The sequence below is a fragment of the Brevundimonas sp. GW822-FHT03E11 genome, from assembly GCF_058801445.1.
In genome coordinates, this window is sequence record NZ_JBXANG010000003.1 from 396,705 (window position 1) to 412,745 (window position 16,041).

Here is a 16,041-nt window from a genome sequence, read left to right on the forward strand (position 1 = left end):
AGACCCCGCATGTTCTATCTTCTGTACCTCTATTACGCCGATGTCGCGCACCAGTATCCGCTGCTGAACCTGATCCAGTATCAGACCGTCCGCACGGCCCTGGCCCTGGCCACGGCGGCCATCGTCGCCGTGGCCATGGGCAGCCGCTTCATCAACTGGATCCGCGCCAAACAGGGCCGGGGCCAGCCGATCCGCGACGACGGTCCGGTCTCCCACCTGTCCAAGGTCGGCACCCCCACCATGGGCGGTCTCATGATCCTGGCGGGCATAGGCGTGGCGGTCTTCCTGTGGGGCGACCTGACCAATCCCTATATCTGGATCGTCAGCTTCGTGACGGCGGCCTTCGGCGTCCTGGGCTTCATCGACGACTACGCCAAGGTGACCAAACAGACCTCGGCCGGCCTGACTTCGAAACAGAAGCTGGTCGCCCAGACGGCCGTGGCCGTGATCGCCGGCGTCCTGACCGTGCTTTGGATGACCGCCTCGCCGACCTCGCCGGGGCTTGAGACCTCGATCGCCTTCCCCTTCTTCAAGGCGGTCCTGCTCAATATCGGCTGGTTCTATGTGGCCTTCGCCGCCTTCACCATCGTCGGCTTCTCCAACGCGGTGAACCTGACCGACGGTCTGGACGGGCTGGCGACCGTGCCGGTGATGATGGCGGCGGGGGCGTTCGGTCTGATCTCCTATCTGGCCGGCAACTTCGTCTTCTCCCAGTATCTGCAGATCCACCACGTCCCGGGCGCCGGCGAACTGGCCATCTTCTGCGCCGCCATGATCGGCGGGGGCGCGGGCTTCCTCTGGTACAACGCCCCCCCGGCCAAGATCTTCATGGGCGACACCGGATCCCTGGCTCTCGGCGGCGCGCTGGGCGCCATAGCCGTCACCACCAAGCACGAACTGGTGCTGGGCATCGTCGGCGGCCTGTTCGTGATGGAGGCCGCCTCGGTCATGATCCAGGTCGGCTATTACAAGCTGACCAAGAAGCGCATCTTCCTGATGGCCCCGATCCACCACCATTTCGAAAAGATGGGCTGGCCGGAATCCACCGTCGTCATCCGCTTCTGGATCATCGCCGGCGCCCTGGCCCTGCTCGGCCTGTCGACGCTGAAGCTGAGATGAGCGGGCTCCCCCATTCTCCGTCATCCTCGGGCTTGACCCCAGTTTCGTCATCCTCGGGCTTGACCCGAGGATCGGGCGTGGACCTGACTGTGCGACCGGCCCTTCGCACCAGCGGCGGACCCTCCGATCCTCGGGTCAAGCCCGAGGATGACGGAAAAGGGAGCGTGGAATGATCCCCGTTCCCGGCTATGAGGGCAGGCGGGTCGCGGTCTTCGGCCTGGGACGGTCGGGGATCACGGCGGCGCGCGCCCTGAAGGCCGGGGGCGCGATCCCCGTCCTGTGGGACGACGGCGTCTCGGGCCGGCTTCAGGCCCAGGCCGAGGGCTTCGTGGTCGAGGATCTGACGACCGCCGACTGGTCCGGCTTCGCCGCCCTGGTCCTGTCGCCCGGCGCCCCCCTGACCCATCCCAAGCCGCACTGGACCGTCGACAGGGCGCGCGAGGCCGGCGTGCCGGTCGTCGGCGACATCGAACTGTTCGCCCGCGCCCTGGAGGCCTTGCCGCAGGGGCGGCGGCCCAAGGTCGTCGCCATCACCGGCACCAACGGCAAGTCCACGACCACCGCCCTGATCGGCTGGGTGCTGCAGCAGGCGGGCCTGACCGTCTATGTCGGCGGCAATATCGGCATCGGCGTCCTGGCCCTGCCGGAGCCGACGCCGGGCGCCGTCTATGTGATCGAGGTCTCCAGCTATCAGCTGGACCTGGCGACGCGTTTCGCCCCGGATGTGGCGATCCTGACCAACATCAGCCCCGATCATCTCGACCGGCATGGCGGGATGGAGGGCTATGTCGCGGCCAAGCGACGGATCTTCCAGGCCCAGGGGCCGGAGGCTGTGGCCCTGGTCGGGGTGGACGAGGAGTGGGGGCAGGGGATTTTGTCCGGCCTGAACGGGCGGGTCATCACGATCTGTTCTTCCGCTCATCCCCGCGAAAGCGGGGACCCAGTCCTTTCGCAGGGGCAGGGCGCTGGGGATCAAGATCGTGGCCGCACGGACGAAGTGGACCGCCCAAAGACCTGGGTCCCCGCTTTCGCAGGGATGAGCGGGATTGAGGCCATGCCGGGCGCCATCCGCGCCGAGGGCCGGACTATTGCAGATATTGCACAGGCCCGCTCGCTGCCCGGCCGCCACAACGCCCAGAACGCCGCCTTCGCCTATGCCGCCGCCCGCGCCCTGGGCGTGTCGCACGAGGCCGCCGTCAAAGGCCTGCTGACCTTCCCCGGCCTGGCTCACCGAATGGAGGCCGTCGGCCATATCGGCCCGGTCCGCTTCATCAACGATTCCAAGGCCACCAACGCCGACGCCGCGCGTCAGGCCCTGTCGAGCTATCCCAAGGTCTTCTGGATCGCGGGCGGCAAGCCCAAGGACGGCGGCATCGACGACCTGACCGACCTCTTCCCGCGCGTGGCCAAGGCCTATCTGATCGGCGAGGCGGCCCAGGCCTTTGCCTCCACCCTGGGCGACACGCCCCATGTCATCTCGAACACCATGGACGCCGCCGTGGCCGCCGCCGCCGCAGACGCCCAGGCTGCGGCCGGCGACCAGATCGTGCTCTTGTCGCCCGCCTGCGCCAGTTTCGACCAGTTCCCCGACTTCGAGGCGCGGGGCGAGGCCTTCCGCGCCGCCGTCCTGGCCCTCGGCGCAACCCCGGAGACAGCCCGATGAGCGCCTCCTACACCCCCGCCTTTTCCCGAAACGACCAGAGCCCGATCGCCCAGTGGTTCTGGACTGTGGATCGCGGCCTCTTGGGCGCGGCGCTTGCCCTGATGGGCCTAGGCGTGGCCCTCAGCTTCGCCTCCAGCCCGGCCGCCATCCTGGCCGATGAATCCATCACCGATCCCTTCCACTATTCCTGGCGGATGATCGTCTTTTCAGGGGTCAGCCTGACCCTGATGCTGACCACCTCCCTGATGTCGCCGCGCGGGGTGCGGCGCATCGCCGTCCTGGCTCTCCTGGGCGCCATCGTCGTCATGATGGCCCTGCCCTTCATCGGCGATACGGTGAAGGGGGCGGCGCGCTGGGTGAATTTCGGCCCCTTCAGCCTGCAGCCCAGCGAGTTCGCCAAGCCGGGCCTGATCGTCTTCGCCGCCTGGATGTTCGCCGAGGCCCAGAAGGGGCAGGGGGTGCCGGGCGTCACCATCGCCTTTGGATTCTACGCCCTGACGGTGTGTCTGCTGCTGATCCAGCCGGACATCGGCCAGACCCTGCTGATCACCACCACCTTCATGGCCGTCTTCTTCATGGCCGGGGTGCCGTTCAAATGGATGGCGGTCCTGGCCAGCGCCGGCATGGCGGGGCTGGTGTCGCTCTATTTCGTCTTCGGCCACATGCGCGACCGCCTCAGCCGCTTCTTCTCGCCCGAGACCACCGACACCCACCAGATCGACGCCGCCGCCGAGGCCATCCGCGCGGGCGGCCTCCTGGGCCGCGGGGTGGGCGAGGGGGTGATGAAGCGCCGGGTGCCGGACCTGCACACCGACTTCATCTATTCCGTCGGCGCCGAAGAGTTCGGCCTGATTCTCAGCCTGATCATCATCGGCCTTTACGCCTTCATCGTCGTCCGGGGCCTGCGCCGGGCCATGAAGCTGACCGATCCGTTCGAACAGACGGCCTCGGCGGGCCTCTTCATGCTGATCGGGCTTCAGGCCTGCATCAATGTGGCGGTGAACCTGAACCTGATCCCAACCAAGGGCATGACCCTGCCCTTCGTCAGCTACGGCGGCTCCTCCATGATCGCCATGGGCCTGACCATGGGCTTCGCCCTGGCCCTGACCCGGCGTCGGCCGGGCGCCTATGAGCCGGGCGCCAGCCTGTCGCGGCCGGGGCGGCGGCTGCTTTAGGGCGGCGGCGCGTGAAGGCCCATGATCTGGGCCGTAAACCTGCGCCTTATCAAGGCGTTGATCCGACCAGCCGCCTTCTCCGCATCGCGCCGAAAAACCGTGGCATTCTACGGGGGCGAAGGGCTCAAACGGCCCAACCGGACACATCGGACACATCGGACACTCTTTTTTCCGCCCGCCGTCCTCAGACCGGACAAATCGGACTATTCAGACACTGTTTCTCCCGGAGGCCCCATGTCCAAACTCTGCGTCGTCGCCGCCGGCGGCACCGGCGGCCACATGTTCCCCGCCGAGGCGCTGGCGCGGGAGCTGGCCGGGCGCGGCTGGCGCGTGGTCCTGGCGACCGATCATCGGGGCGAGCAGTACGCCCACGCCTTTCCGGCCGAGGAACGGCTGGCCCTGGACGCCGCGACCGGCGCCGGCCCCCTGGGCCTGATCAAGGCCGGGGTGCAGATCTTCAAGGGCGTCATGCAGGCGCGGGCCGCCTTCGACCGGCTGGGCGCCGACGTCGTGGTGGGCTTCGGCGGCTATCCTTCGGCCCCGGCCCTGGTCGCGGCGGTGACGTCGCAGCGGCCGACCGTCATCCATGAGCAGAACGCCGTCCTGGGCCGAACCAACCGCATCCTGGCCCCCTATGTGGGACAGGTGGCCTCGTCCTTCCCGACCCTGGAACGGGCGCCGGCCCAGGTTCAGGGACGGTCCCACGTCGTCGGCTCGCCCGTGCGCGCCGACATCCGCGCCCTGTTCGACCGCCCCTATGTCGCCCCCGCCGAAGGCGGCCCCATCCAGGTGCTGGTGACGGGCGGCAGCCAGGGCGCTCGCATCCTGTCGGAGACCACGCCCCGAGCCCTGGCGGCCCTGCCGGAGGCCCTGCGTCGTCGCCTGAAGGTGCAGCAGCAGTCCCGGCCCGAAACCCTGGAGGCCGCTCGCCAGATCTATCTGGAAGCCGGGATCGAGGCCGAGGTCGCCCCCTTCTTCCGCGACATGGCTGAACGGCTGTCCAAGGCCCATCTGGTGGTCGGCCGCTCCGGCGCCTCGACCTGCGCCGAACTGGCGATCGCGGCCCTGCCTTCGGTCCTGATCCCGCTCAAGATCGCCACCGACGACCACCAGCGCCTGAACGCCAAGGCCCTGACCGAAGCCGGGGCGGCGGAGGTCATTCTGGAGGACGCCCTGACCGTCGAGAGCTTGACCGCAGCCCTGGATCGCGTCCTGTCCGATTCAGCCCGCCTGGCCGCCATGTCCGCCGCCGCTCGCTCGGTCGCCATCCCCGACGCCGCCGAACGCCTGGCGGACTTGGTCGAGGCGACGGCGGGGGCCGCCTGAGACCGACAACCGTCCCGCTTGTCGCGCGTTTAGGAGCCCATGCCTCCCGAAATCATCGCCCTGACCCGTCAAGTCCGCGCCCTGTGGCGTCAGTTCGACTGGCTGCCCGAATGGGCGGTGATCGGCCTCGTCCTACTGGTCTTCGTCGGCGGCGGCTGGCTGACGCACAAGGTCGTCTTCGCGGTCCTGCGCCGCATGGTCAGGAACAAGGACGTCTTCTGGCGCGGGATCGTCGAGAGGGCGCGGGTCAAGCTGCGGGTGCTGATCATCATCATCGGCGTCGGCATCGGCGTGACCGTGTCGCCGATGCATCCCGAACCCTCGGCCGACATCCGTGCGGTGCTGCTGTTCCTCTCCATCCTGACGCTGGGCTGGATGGCCTCGGGGGTGCTCGACATGTGGTCGGTCATGCATCTGAAGCGGTACAATATCGCCGTCGAGGACAATCTGCTCGCCCGCAAACACCTGACCCAGACCCGCATCCTTCAGCGGGTCGCCAAGGTGATCCTGTTCATCGTCACCGTGGGTCTGGCCCTGATGACCATCTCCGGCTTCCGCCAGTGGGGCGTCAGCCTGCTGGCCTCGGCCGGCGTCGTCGGCATCATCGCCGGTCTGGCCCTCCAGCCGATCCTGACGAACATGGTCGCCGGCATCCAGATCGCCCTGACCCAGCCGATCCGCCTGGACGACGCCGTCATCGTCGAGAACGAGTGGGGTAATGTGGAGGAGATCACCGCCACCTATGTGGTGGTCAAGCTGTGGGACTGGCGGCGTATGGTCCTGCCCCTGTCCTATTTCATCACCAAGCCCTTCCAGAACTGGACGCGCGAGAACGCCCGCCTGATCGGCACGGCCTTCTTCTACGTCGATTACGAGGCCCCGATTGATAAGCTGCGCGAGGCTTTCGAGGGGATCGTCAAGAACTCTAAGCTCTGGGACGGCGACGTCCAGGTCATGCAGGTGACCGACATCACCGAACGGGTGCTTCAGGTCCGCTGCCTGGCCAGCGCCCGCTCGGCCCCGGTCGCCTTCGACCTGCGCTGCGAGATCCGCGAGAAACTGATGGCCTTCATGCGCGACCAATGCCGCGAAGCCCTGCCGCGCGACCGCCTGGAATGGCCGCAGGGGGAAGAGCGGCCCCCTAATCTCCCTCCCCGCTCCGGGGAGGGTGGCCGCGCAGCGGCCGGGTGGGGCGGCGTCAGTCCTTCAACGCCGCCTGGCCCCGAGCGATCGCCTGATCCAGCGTGAGGATCTCCCGCGCCGGAGCCTCCCCGCACGCTACGGCCAGCAACTCCGCCGCATCCCCGCCGGGCGCGGCCTGATAGGCGGGCGCGGCGTCGGGCGTGGCCGGCCCCTCTGTCCCGTCTTCGCGCAGGGAGGCGAAATCCAGCCGGTCCGCCGTGCGCGCCCGGCAATCGAAAACCCAGCGCGACCAGCCGCCGACATAGGTCACGTCCCCCACCTTGAAGCCCGCCTCGGTGACCTGAAGCTCGCGCATCCGGGCCAGGTCTCCGTGCCGCTCGATTGAGGCGACATCGGCGTAGACGGCGAACCGGCCGACGCCGGTCTCGACCAGTTGGGGATCGGCGAATGCGAGCAGCAGGGCGATCATGCGACCAGCTTCTCCGCCTGCTTCAGATCCACGCTGACCAGCTGGCTCATGCCACGCTCGGGCATGGTGACGCCGTACAGCCGATCCATCCGGCTCATGGTCACCGGGTTGTGGGTGATGACGATGAAGCGGGTGTCGGTCCGCGACCGCATCTCGTGCAGCATCTTGCAGAACCGGTCCACGTTCGCATCGTCCAGCGGGGCGTCCACCTCGTCCAGCACGCAGACGGGGGCGGGGTTGGCCAGGAAGACGCCGAAGATCAGGGCCGCCGCCGTCAGGGCCTGTTCGCCCCCCGACATCAGGCTCATGACCGACAGCCGCTTGCCGGGCGGGCAGGCGTAAATCTCCAGCCCCGCCTCCAGCGGATCGTCGCTCTCCACCAGTTTCAGCTCGGCCTGGCCGCCGTCGAACAGGGCCTCGAACAGGGCCTTGAAGTTGGCGTTGATGATGTCAAAAGCGGCGATGAGCCGTTCGCGTCCCTCGGCGTTCAACTCGTCGATCCCGTCGCGCAGCTTGGCGATGGCCTGGGTCAGGTCGATCCGCTCTGACTTCATGCTGTTCAGCCGCTCGCCGTATTCGGTCGCCTCGTCCTCGGCGCGCAGGTTGACGGCGCCCAGGGCCTCGCGCTCGCGCTCCAGCCCGTACAGCAGGCTCTCGGCGCCGGCGGCGTCAGGCGGCCGGGCCACGGCCTCGTCGGTCAGCTTGCGGGCCAGGTCTTCGGGCGACATCTGGGCGGTCTCGCGCAAGGTCGCCTCGGCTTCGGTCAGTTTCTCGGCCGCAGCCTCGGCCCGAGCGGCCAGACCGGCGCGGGCTTCGCGCGCCTGGGAGGCGGCGGCGTCGGCGGCGCGGGCGGCGCGGTCGGCCTCGGCCGCAGCCGCCTCGACGGTGGCCATGGCGTCGGACGAAGCCTGTTTGCGTTGTTCGGCGGCGGTCAGTGTGTCCAGCAGCTTGCCGCGCTGTTCGGCGAACCCTTGGGGCGCGACCTCGGCCTGTTTCAGCAGGGCGGCCGTCTTCTCCGCGTCCTTCTCCAGGGCGGCAATGCGGGCGCCGCTGTCCTTGGACCGGGCGATCCAGCCGTCGCGCGCCCAGGTCAGGCCGCCCAGGCGCTGTTCGCGGCCTTGGCGGTCGCGAGCCTCGGCGTCGCGGTCCGATCGGGCAGTCTGGGCGGCGACGCGAGCCGCGTCGGCGGCGGCCCGGGCGGCGGCCAGATCGTCCCGCAATCCGGCCAGGGTTTCCGACGGGGCCTCGACCGTCTGGGCGGCGGCCAGGGCGGCTTCAGCCTCGGCAACTTCGGCCGCCAGCCGCGCCAAGGCCTCGTCCAGCGCTTGGGCGCGGGCTTCGCGGCGAGTCTGGTCCCGCGTCAAGCTTTCGACACGGTCGCGGGCGGCGGTCACGGCCTTGTCGAGGGCGAAGGGTTGCAGGCGGGCGGTCTTCACCGCCTCCTCTGCCGCGCGGAAGGTTTCGGCCGCCGCCTTCTGTTGGGCCTGGGCCTGTTCCAGCGCCGGCTTGCCCTTGTCGATCTCGGCTTCCAGCTCAGCCAGGCGGGTGCGTTGGGCCAGACGCACGGCGGCGGGACGGGGCGCTTCGGCGCGGCTGACGAAGCCGTCCCAGCGGAACAGGTCGCCCTCGGGCGTCGCCAGACGGGCGCCGACCGGCAGGGTGCGGGCCAGTTCGGCCGCCTGGGCGCGCGGCGCGACGCCGCACTGGGCCAGACGCGCCGCCAACTGGTCGGGAGCCTGGACATGATCCGAAAGCGGTTCGACGCCTGCGGGCCAGACGGGCGGGCGAGGTTCCGCCCCGCCCCAGTAGGCGGCGGCGCGGGCGTCCAGGGCCGCGTCCAGGTCTTCGCCCAAGGCGGCGGCCAGGGCGGCTTCATAGCCTCGGTTTGCGCGGACCTTGTCGAGCGCCGGCGGATGGTCGCGCTTGCCGCCGACCAGCAGCTGGGCCAAGCCGCGTGCCTCGGTCTGCAACCGGCCCAGCCGGTCTTCGGCGGCGCGGGCGGCGGTGCGGGCCTCCTGCTCGGCGCGGGCCAGGTCGCCGCGTCTGACTTCGGCCGCCTCGACGGCCTCGCGGGCGGCGGTCAGTTCGGCCTGGGCGATCTCCAGCGCCTGACGGGCGGCCTCCAGCTCCGGCGTCTCCAGCGGACCCAGGGTCTCGCGTTCGCGCCTCGCCTGTTCCAGCTGTGCGGCGACGCGGGACAGGCGGGTCTCGGCGTCGCGGCGGCGGGCGGCCTCGGCGTTGGCGCGAGCCTCCACGGCGGCGAGGGCGGCGGCCAGGCGTTCGACCTCGGCGTCGGCGGTCTTGCGGGCCTCCTCGGCGGCGGCCAGGGCCTTGTCCAGTTCGGGGCCGCGAGCGGGGGCGGCGGCGATCTCGGCCTGGAGTCGGTCCAGTTCGTGATCCAGCCGGTTCAGCTCGCGCTTGGCGTCGGCGGCCATATTGGTCTCGCGTTCCGTATCGGCGGCGATGCGGGCGGCCTCCGCCTTCAGGCGATCCACCTCGGCGCGGGCGGCCTGTTCGGCCATGTCCAGTCGGTCGCGCTCCAGGCTGGCGCGGTGCAGCAGGGCGGAGGCGACGGCGTCCTCCTCCCGTGCCGGCTTCAGGGCCTCCTGGGCGGCGAGGGCGGCGGTCTGGGCGGCGGCGGCGGCGGCCGTCGTCTCGGCCACGGCGCGGTCGGCGGCGCGCAGCTCTTCCGCCGTGGTCTCGGCCGCCAGTCGGGCGTCGTTCCAGCGGGCGTAGAGCAGGGCGGCCTGAAGGGCGCGGATTTCGGCGGAGATCTTCTTGTACTTCTCGGCCTGGCGGGCCTCCCGCTTCAGCCGGTTCAGCGCGGTTTCCAGCTCGCGGCCGATGTCGTCGAGGCGTTCGAGGTTGGTCTCGGCGGCCTTCAGGCGCAGTTCGGCCTCGTGGCGACGGGTATGCAGGCCGGCGACGCCGCCCGCTTCTTCCAGGATGCGGCGACGGTTCTGCGGCTTGGCGGCGATCAGTTCCGAGATCTGACCCTGGCGGACCAGGGCGGGGGAGTTGGCGCCGGTCGAGGCGTCGGCGAACAGCAGCTGAACGTCGCGGGCGCGCACCTCCTTGCCGTTGATCCGATAGGTCGAACCCTGGCCCCGGTCGATCCGGCGCGACACCTCCAGCACCGGGCTGTCGGTGAAGGGCTGGGGCGCGCGACGTTGCGCATTGTCGATGGTCAGCTGGACTTCGGCATGGCTGCGCGGGGGGCGGCCCGCTGCGCCGGCGAAGATGACGTCGTCCATCCCCTGACCGCGCATGGCCTTGGCCGAATTGGCGCCCATGACCCAGCGCAGGCTCTCAAGGACGTTGGACTTGCCGCAGCCGTTGGGTCCGACGATGCCGGTCAGGCCGGATTCGATGTGCACCTCCGCCGGATCGACGAACGACTTGAAGCCGACGAGCCGGAGGCGCTGGAACTGCATCGGTCCTGGCGCTTACCGGCGCAGCAGCGGGTCGACGGCGGCCGACAGGGCTTCCAGCGAGTAACCGGCGACAGGCTTGCCGTTGACGAACAGGGTCGGCGTGCCCTCGACCCCGGCCGCCTCGGCGCCGGCGATCTGGGCCTGAAGCGCGGCGCGGGTGGCGGGGTCGTTCAGGCAGGTTTCGACCTGTTCCCGCGTCTTGCCGGTGGCGGCGAGGCCGGCGTCGAACCAGGGTTTGGCGCCGGTGGTGCGCAGATTGGCCTGGTCACGCATGAAGACCTCGGCCACGTCGAAATAGCGGCCCGGCGCGGCGCAGATGGCCACGGCGGCGGCGGCGGCGGCGACATTGGCGGGCTGGGTCGGCAGGTTGCGATGCACCAGCCGGACCTTGCCCGTGTCGATGTAGCGGGCCTTGAAGGCCGGCAGGACGTCGTTGTGGAAGACGGCGCAGTGCGCGCAGGTGAAGCTGGCGTATTCGATCACCGTGACCGGCGCGTCGGCCCGACCCAGAACATGGTCCTGGGCCGTGACCGGCGGCGGGGGCTCGGCGGCCGAGGCCGGACCCGCCAGGGCGGCGGTCAGAGCAAAGGCGAGGACGGCGCGCCGGATCATCAGCTTACTTCGCCAGTTCGGCGTCGATAGCCGTGGACAGGTCGGCCAGGCTGGCGCCTTCGCCGCCGGGGGTGATGACTTGGGTGTCGTTCACGTAGAAGGCCGGAGTCCCCGTGACGCCTTGCGCCTGGGCCGCCTGGACCCGCTTCTCCATGGCGGCGACGGCCTCCTTGTCGGTGACGCAGTCGTTGAACTGCTGCTCAGACAGGCCGGCGGCCTGGGCCGTGCGCAGCAGCCAGTCGCGCGGCGAGGAGGTCAGCATCTCCTGCTGGGTCGCCATCAGCTGGTGGACGACGTCGAAATACTTGTCCGGCCCGGCGCAGCGCGCGACCAGGAAGCCGGCGGTGGCGGCGTCGACCGGCGGGGTCGGCAGTTCGCGGAAGACGTAGCGCACCTTGTTGGTGTCGACGTACTTGGCCTTGAACGCCGGCCAGGTGTTCTTCTGCCACAGGGCGCAGTGGGGGCAGGTGACCGAGGCGTATTCGACCACGGTGACCTTGGCGCCTTCCGGCGCGCCCAGGCCCATGTCGCCCTCGACGGCGCCCTTGGAGCCGCCGCCGCAGGCGGCCAGGGCCATGGTCGCCATGGCGGCGCCGGTGATGGCCGCACGGCGGCTCATGCGGGCGAAGCGGGATTCGGTCGGGGCCATAGGACTTCCTTGGTCGGATCGTTGGCGATCGGCGGCGTGATTCCGGGTGAACCGCGCAACCTTGATCATTCGAGAACAGGTGCGGCGAAGATTTGTCAATCGCGGTCGTTCGAACGCGATATCGCCGCTCGGCCCAGTTTGGCCAGGGCGGCCTTCAGTTCCTCGGGTGCGGCGGCCAGGGAGGCCGCCAGTTCCGCCTCGGCCGAGGCGGGCAGGGGCGGTGGAACAGCGGCGCGTTTGGGGCGGGCGGCCGGCTCGGTCAAGGGCTTGATCGGTCCCTGGGCGATGCGAAGCCGATCGACCGAACCGGCGCCCAGAAACAGGTTCACCCGCGCCAGGATGTCCTCTGACTGATGCTGGACCAGCAGGGCGGCGGCGCCGGCGACGCGCAGCTCCAGCACGCCGGGCTGGCCGCCCTTGCCCTTGGTCAGCTTCTGGGGCCGGGTGACGCGGGCCAGGCGGTCTCCGACGATCTCGCGCCAGCGCGGCTCAAGGGCGCCGGCGCCGCGGCCGAATTGTTCGTCCAGCTTCTTGATCAGGGGCGTCAGGGCCTGGCCCGCGCGCGGCGCCGGGCGCGGCGCCGGGCGGGTGCGGCGGCGCGACAGGATCTCGCGGACCTCGGCGTCTGTGGGCAGCGGGCGGCGCATGGGCCTATATAGACCGATCCCATGACTGACGTCTCTCCCGACATCGCCCTGATCCGCGCCCGTCTGCTGGACTGGTACGACCGCCATGCACGCAGCCTGGCCTGGCGCGCTCCGCCGGGGACGCGGCAGAGGCCCGACCCCTATCGCGTCTGGTTGTCGGAGGTCATGCTGCAACAGACCACCACCCCGCACGCCACCCCCTATTTCCAGACCTTCACCAGCCGCTGGCCGACGGTGTCGGACCTGGCGGCGGCCCAGGACGCCGAGGTCATGGCCGCCTGGGCGGGACTGGGCTATTACGCCCGCGCTCGCAATCTGCTGGCCTGCGCCAGGGCGGTGGCGGGCGAACATGGCGGGGTGTTTCCCGATACGGAGGCGGGGCTTTCAGCCTTGCCCGGCGTGGGCGCCTATACGGCCGCAGCGGTGGCGGCCATCGCCTTTGGCCGCCCCGCCAATGTGGTCGACGGCAATGTCGAACGGGTCATGGCGCGGCTGTTCGCCGTGGAGACGCCGGTCCCCCAGGCGCGGCCCGAACTCCGGCGGCTGGCGGGCCTCTTCATCAACGACCAAAGGCCCGGCGACTGGGCCCAGGCCCTGATGGACCTGGGCGCGACCGTGTGCCGGCCCAAGTCGCCGCTGTGTGGGACCTGCCCGATCGCCGACTACTGCTCGGGTCGGGTGACAGGCGAGCCTGAACGCTATCCGTTCAAGACCAAGAAGGCGGACCGGCCGCAGCGGAAGGGCGTCGCCTGGGTTCTGTTCGACGACCAAGGTCGAGTGGCGGTGGAGACAAGGCCGGAGAGAGGGCTGCTGGGCGGAATGCTGGGCCTGCCGACCAGTGACTGGACGACGGGCGAACCATTGACGCCGCCGCCGATCGACGCCGACTGGCGAGACGTCGGATCGGTCGAGCATGTTTTCACCCATTTCAGCCTGACCTTGACGGTGATGACGGCGCGAGGCGAGGCGAGGGCGGGTTGGCGATGGATGCCTTTCGAAGCGGCGCGCGCGGCCCTGCCCACCGTATTCGCCAAGGCCCTGGATCGGGCGACCGTTGAATCTGACCTATTTTTGTAGTAACAAAAATCTGTGCGCATCACCTTCGATCCCAGCAAGCGTGATCGCACGTGGATTGAGCGTGGACTGGATTTCGCCCAGGCGTCGGCTGTGTTCGACGGTGATCATCTGACGTTTGACGATGATCGTCGGGACTATGGAGAAAGACGTCTGATCACCATTGGGCGTTTGACCGACCGTATGGTGGTTCTGGTGTGGACGCCGCGTGGCGAGGCGCGCCACATCATTTCGATGAGGAAGGCGAATGACCGTGAACAGCGACGCTACGAAGACCGATTGGGTCGATCCTGACGAGGCGCCGGAACTTGACGACGTCTGGTTCGACAAGGCGGATCACTATCGAGGAGAGACGCTGGTCCAACGCGGACGCCCCAAGGGCGCGGATAAGATCTCGACCACCATAAGGTTCGACGCCGACGTGCTGGCCGCCTTCAAACAGGACGGGCCGGGATGGCAGACGCGCATGAACCAGGCGCTGCGCGACTGGCTGAAACGGAAGTCAGACGCCGCCTGATCACCGCAGGGTGCGGATGGCGATCCCGCCCTGTTTGCGGCGCGGCACCACCACGGCGCGGCCGTCCACATGCTGGATGTCCAGATCGACCGAGGCGTCTCCGACTTGAAGACCCTGAATCTTCAGCGTCTGCAACCCGGCGGGCAGAACCGGGTCGATCAGATCGACCGTTTCGCTCCAGGCGTCGATCGACAGGCCCAGCGACGCCTGAAGCATCAGAAAGACCGACCCCGCCGCCCAGGCCTGGGGCAGACAGGCGACCGGATAGGCGATCGGCGGTTCGCCCGGCGCGCGCGGGAAGCCGCAGAACAGCTCGGGCAGACGCAGATGGAAATGGGCGGCGGCGGCGTAGATCTCGGCCAAGATCTCGGCCACCGCCTGGCGTTCGCCATAGGCGGCCATGCCGGCGGCGGCCATGGCGGTGTCGTGGGGCCAGACCGAGCCGTTGTGATAGCTCATCGGATTAAACCGAGCCTGGCCCAGTTCCAGCGTCCGCACGCCCCAGCCGGTGCGGAACCGCGACGACAACAGCCGGCGGGTCACGCGACGCGCCCGTTCGGGCGACGGCAGGCCGGTGAAGAGCAGATGGCCCGCGTTGGAGGCGATGGCGCGGCACGGCTCCCCGTCTCCGTCCAGGGCGACGGCGTAGAAGCCCTCGTCCTCCATCCAGTACTTGTCCTCGACCAGGGCGCGGACCTGTTCGGCGCGGATGCGCCATTCCACCGCTCGGTCGTCGTGCAGCCGCTCGCCCAGATCCGCCAGGGCGCGCCAGGCGGCGAAGGCGTAGCCTTGAACTTCTAAGAGGGCGATCGGCCCCTTGGGAAAGCGGCCGTCGGCGTGGAAGATGGAATCCTCGGAATCCTTCCAGCCCTGGTTGGACAGGCCGGTGTCGGCGCCGCGCTGATAGTCGATCAGGCCGTCCCCGTTGGAATCCCCATAGTCGCGCATCCAGTCGGCGGCGGCGATCAGATTGGGCCACAGTTTGCGGATCAGCTCCAGATCGCCGGTGCGCCCGGCATAGGCGCCGGCCAGGGCGATGAACAAACAGGTGGTGTCGACCCCGCCGTAATAGAGGCCGAAGGGCACCTCGCCCAGGGCGCTCATTTCGCCGCCGCGCGTCTCGTGCAGGATCTTGCCCGGCTGGCTGTCCTGGAACAGCGACGTCTCAGTCGCCTGGCGCGAGGCCAGATAGGTCAGGACGCCCTTGGCCAGGGACGGGTCCAGCCACAGCATCTGCCAGGCGGCGATGATGCCGTCCCGCCCGAACGGGGTCGAGAACCAGGGCGTGCCGGCATAGGGGTAGGGGCCGGTCGGCAGGTCGGTGGTCAACAGGGCCATGTCCGCCCGCGACTGGTCCAGCCAGTCGTTGAACCGCGGGCTGCGGGGGCCGCGCACCGAGGCGCCGCGCCGCCGCTTGGCCCGCATCGCCAGACGGGCCTGGATGGCGTTCAGCCGCCAGCGACGGGCGTCCGGCGCTTCGCAGGAATCGACACCGCATTCGATGAACAGCTCCATCGACCGGCCCTTGGGCAGGCTGAACATGAACTCGGCGCGGTTAGGGGTCAGGCGGGCGGGCGGTTCGGAAAAGGCGAGGCAGCTGCCGCGGTCCACCCCGTCCAGGCCGGTGTAGCGGAAGGTGACGCGGCGCCCGTCGGTGGTGGGGGCGTGGATCGTGCCGCGCTTGGGCCGCGGCGTCCCCCGCACCTGGAAGATGTCGGCGAAGTCGGCCCCGAAGTCGAAGGCGAGGGGCAGAAGTATGTCCTCGACCCCGTGGTTGACCATCTGGATGCGTTCGAACATGCGCCGGTCCCACAGGAAGCGCCGCCGTTCGATATGCATCACCCCGGCCGGGGCCGAGCGTCCGCCCATCGGCGGCAGGGGACGATTGGTCGTGTGGCAGGAAAAGAAGACGTTGTCCTGGCTGACGCCGGACGACAGCCGCGACGGCTTCAACAGGCCCACGGTCATCGTCCAGCGCGACAGAACCCGCGTGTCCCCGGCGAACAGGCCGTCGGCCCCGCCCTTCATGTCGCCCCAGCCGTCTGCGACCAGGAAGGCGTCCCCCGCCTTCAGCGCCATCAGCTGCTCCAGGCCCGAAGCCTCTATGGACTCACCGGCGGTCAGCTGGGTGGAATAGGCGTCGTCCATGCGGTGTCTGTCCCCGTCGCTGTTGAGCCTGCGCGAAACGTCTCATTCGAATGCGGCGCTCTAGG

At 69.5% G+C, this 16,041-nt stretch carries 14 protein-coding genes; 8 read left to right on the forward strand and 6 right to left on the reverse strand.

What is annotated here, in order from left to right; genetic code table 11:
- Positions 1-9 precede the first annotated feature (9 nt).
- From mraY to AC1RKE_RS07280, 5 genes are all read left to right on the forward strand, one after another.
- On the forward strand, positions 10-1,119 hold the full coding sequence (gene mraY, locus AC1RKE_RS07260; RefSeq protein ID WP_152950801.1) for a phospho-N-acetylmuramoyl-pentapeptide-transferase: 1,110 nt from the start codon (positions 10-12) through the stop codon (positions 1,117-1,119).
- A 169-nt stretch (positions 1,120-1,288) separates the two neighbouring features.
- Positions 1,289-2,782 carry a UDP-N-acetylmuramoyl-L-alanine--D-glutamate ligase gene (murD, locus tag AC1RKE_RS07265; RefSeq protein WP_395942167.1) on the forward strand — a complete coding sequence of 498 codons (1,494 nt, stop codon included), beginning with the start codon at positions 1,289-1,291 and terminating at the stop codon, positions 2,780-2,782.
- On the forward strand, positions 2,779-3,957 hold the full coding sequence (locus AC1RKE_RS07270) for a peptidoglycan glycosyltransferase FtsW (RefSeq protein WP_395942168.1): 1,179 nt from the start codon (positions 2,779-2,781) through the stop codon (positions 3,955-3,957). Before murD ends, AC1RKE_RS07270 begins: the two co-directional genes overlap by 4 nt.
- A 234-nt stretch (positions 3,958-4,191) precedes the next feature.
- Positions 4,192-5,283 carry an undecaprenyldiphospho-muramoylpentapeptide beta-N-acetylglucosaminyltransferase gene (gene murG, locus AC1RKE_RS07275; protein WP_183214944.1) on the forward strand — a complete coding sequence of 364 codons (1,092 nt, stop codon included), beginning with the start codon at positions 4,192-4,194 and terminating at the stop codon, positions 5,281-5,283.
- Positions 5,284-5,322: 39 nt separating this feature from the next.
- The gene (locus AC1RKE_RS07280; protein WP_227975978.1) at positions 5,323-6,531 is read left to right on the forward strand and encodes a mechanosensitive ion channel family protein; all 1,209 of its coding nucleotides are present in this window, start codon (positions 5,323-5,325) and stop codon (positions 6,529-6,531) included.
- Here the strand turns inward: AC1RKE_RS07280 and AC1RKE_RS07285 are convergent.
- The 5 genes from AC1RKE_RS07285 to AC1RKE_RS07305 all read right to left on the reverse strand — a co-directional run bounded on the left by AC1RKE_RS07285 (position 6,482) and on the right by AC1RKE_RS07305 (position 12,237).
- Positions 6,482-6,895: a surface-adhesin E family protein gene (locus AC1RKE_RS07285; protein ID WP_054766435.1), complete on the reverse strand. Its 414-nt coding sequence runs from the start codon at positions 6,893-6,895 to the stop codon at positions 6,482-6,484. The genes AC1RKE_RS07280 and AC1RKE_RS07285 overlap by 50 nt on opposite strands.
- Entirely contained in the window at positions 6,892-10,329 is a 3,438-nt protein-coding gene (locus AC1RKE_RS07290) for an AAA family ATPase (protein ID WP_395942169.1), read from the reverse strand. Before AC1RKE_RS07290 ends, AC1RKE_RS07285 begins: the two co-directional genes overlap by 4 nt.
- 12 nt (positions 10,330-10,341) lie before the next feature.
- Positions 10,342-10,941 carry a thioredoxin domain-containing protein gene (locus AC1RKE_RS07295; protein WP_395942170.1) on the reverse strand — a complete coding sequence of 200 codons (600 nt, stop codon included), beginning with the start codon at positions 10,939-10,941 and terminating at the stop codon, positions 10,342-10,344.
- A gap of 4 nt (positions 10,942-10,945) precedes the next feature.
- The gene (locus AC1RKE_RS07300) at positions 10,946-11,590 is read right to left on the reverse strand and encodes a DsbA family protein (protein WP_287397518.1); all 645 of its coding nucleotides are present in this window, start codon (positions 11,588-11,590) and stop codon (positions 10,946-10,948) included.
- A gap of 95 nt (positions 11,591-11,685) precedes the next feature.
- Positions 11,686-12,237 (reverse strand): DUF721 domain-containing protein, encoded by a 552-nt coding sequence (locus tag AC1RKE_RS07305; protein WP_054766431.1) that lies wholly within the window; start codon positions 12,235-12,237, stop codon positions 11,686-11,688.
- A 21-nt stretch (positions 12,238-12,258) separates the two neighbouring features.
- Between AC1RKE_RS07305 and mutY the strand changes: the two genes are divergently transcribed.
- The 3 genes from mutY to AC1RKE_RS07320 are packed head-to-tail and all read left to right on the forward strand — an operon-like array spanning position 12,259 to position 13,828.
- The gene (gene mutY / locus AC1RKE_RS07310) at positions 12,259-13,314 is read left to right on the forward strand and encodes an A/G-specific adenine glycosylase (protein ID WP_348684258.1); all 1,056 of its coding nucleotides are present in this window, start codon (positions 12,259-12,261) and stop codon (positions 13,312-13,314) included.
- Between the two features lie 12 nt (positions 13,315-13,326).
- Positions 13,327-13,605 carry a BrnT family toxin gene (locus AC1RKE_RS07315; RefSeq protein ID WP_152950794.1) on the forward strand — a complete coding sequence of 93 codons (279 nt, stop codon included), beginning with the start codon at positions 13,327-13,329 and terminating at the stop codon, positions 13,603-13,605.
- Positions 13,559-13,828, forward strand: coding sequence for a BrnA antitoxin family protein (locus AC1RKE_RS07320; protein WP_182713319.1), 270 nt, complete (start codon positions 13,559-13,561; stop codon positions 13,826-13,828). The genes AC1RKE_RS07315 and AC1RKE_RS07320 overlap by 47 nt, the downstream gene beginning before the upstream one ends.
- On the opposite strand, the gene AC1RKE_RS07325 is transcribed toward AC1RKE_RS07320, so the two are convergent.
- Complete coding sequence (locus AC1RKE_RS07325) at positions 13,829-15,976, reverse strand: amylo-alpha-1,6-glucosidase (protein ID WP_348684259.1); 2,148 nt, start codon at positions 15,974-15,976, stop codon at positions 13,829-13,831.
- Between the last annotated feature and the right edge of the window lie 65 nt (positions 15,977-16,041).

Bases quoted from the DNA above. Each gene is read 5' to 3' on its own strand.
- AC1RKE_RS07285 (WP_054766435.1), bottom strand. From the start codon at position 6,895: ATGATCGCCCTGCTGCTCGCATTCGCCGATCCCCAACTGGTCGAGACC.
- murG (WP_183214944.1), top strand. From the start codon at position 4,192: ATGTCCAAACTCTGCGTCGTCGCCGCCGGCGGCACCGGCGGCCACATG.
- AC1RKE_RS07300 (WP_287397518.1), bottom strand. From the start codon at position 11,590: ATGGCCCCGACCGAATCCCGCTTCGCCCGCATGAGCCGCCGTGCGGCC.
- AC1RKE_RS07295 (WP_395942170.1), bottom strand. From the start codon at position 10,941: ATGATCCGGCGCGCCGTCCTCGCCTTTGCTCTGACCGCCGCCCTGGCG.
- murD (WP_395942167.1), top strand. From the start codon at position 1,289: ATGATCCCCGTTCCCGGCTATGAGGGCAGGCGGGTCGCGGTCTTCGGC.
- AC1RKE_RS07290 (WP_395942169.1), bottom strand. From the start codon at position 10,329: ATGCAGTTCCAGCGCCTCCGGCTCGTCGGCTTCAAGTCGTTCGTCGAT.
- AC1RKE_RS07280 (WP_227975978.1), top strand. From the start codon at position 5,323: ATGCCTCCCGAAATCATCGCCCTGACCCGTCAAGTCCGCGCCCTGTGG.
- AC1RKE_RS07305 (WP_054766431.1), bottom strand. From the start codon at position 12,237: ATGCGCCGCCCGCTGCCCACAGACGCCGAGGTCCGCGAGATCCTGTCG.
- mutY (WP_348684258.1), top strand. From the start codon at position 12,259: ATGACTGACGTCTCTCCCGACATCGCCCTGATCCGCGCCCGTCTGCTG.
- AC1RKE_RS07320 (WP_182713319.1), top strand. From the start codon at position 13,559: ATGACCGTGAACAGCGACGCTACGAAGACCGATTGGGTCGATCCTGAC.
- AC1RKE_RS07270 (WP_395942168.1), top strand. From the start codon at position 2,779: ATGAGCGCCTCCTACACCCCCGCCTTTTCCCGAAACGACCAGAGCCCG.
- mraY (WP_152950801.1), top strand. From the start codon at position 10: ATGTTCTATCTTCTGTACCTCTATTACGCCGATGTCGCGCACCAGTAT.
- AC1RKE_RS07325 (WP_348684259.1), bottom strand. From the start codon at position 15,976: ATGGACGACGCCTATTCCACCCAGCTGACCGCCGGTGAGTCCATAGAG.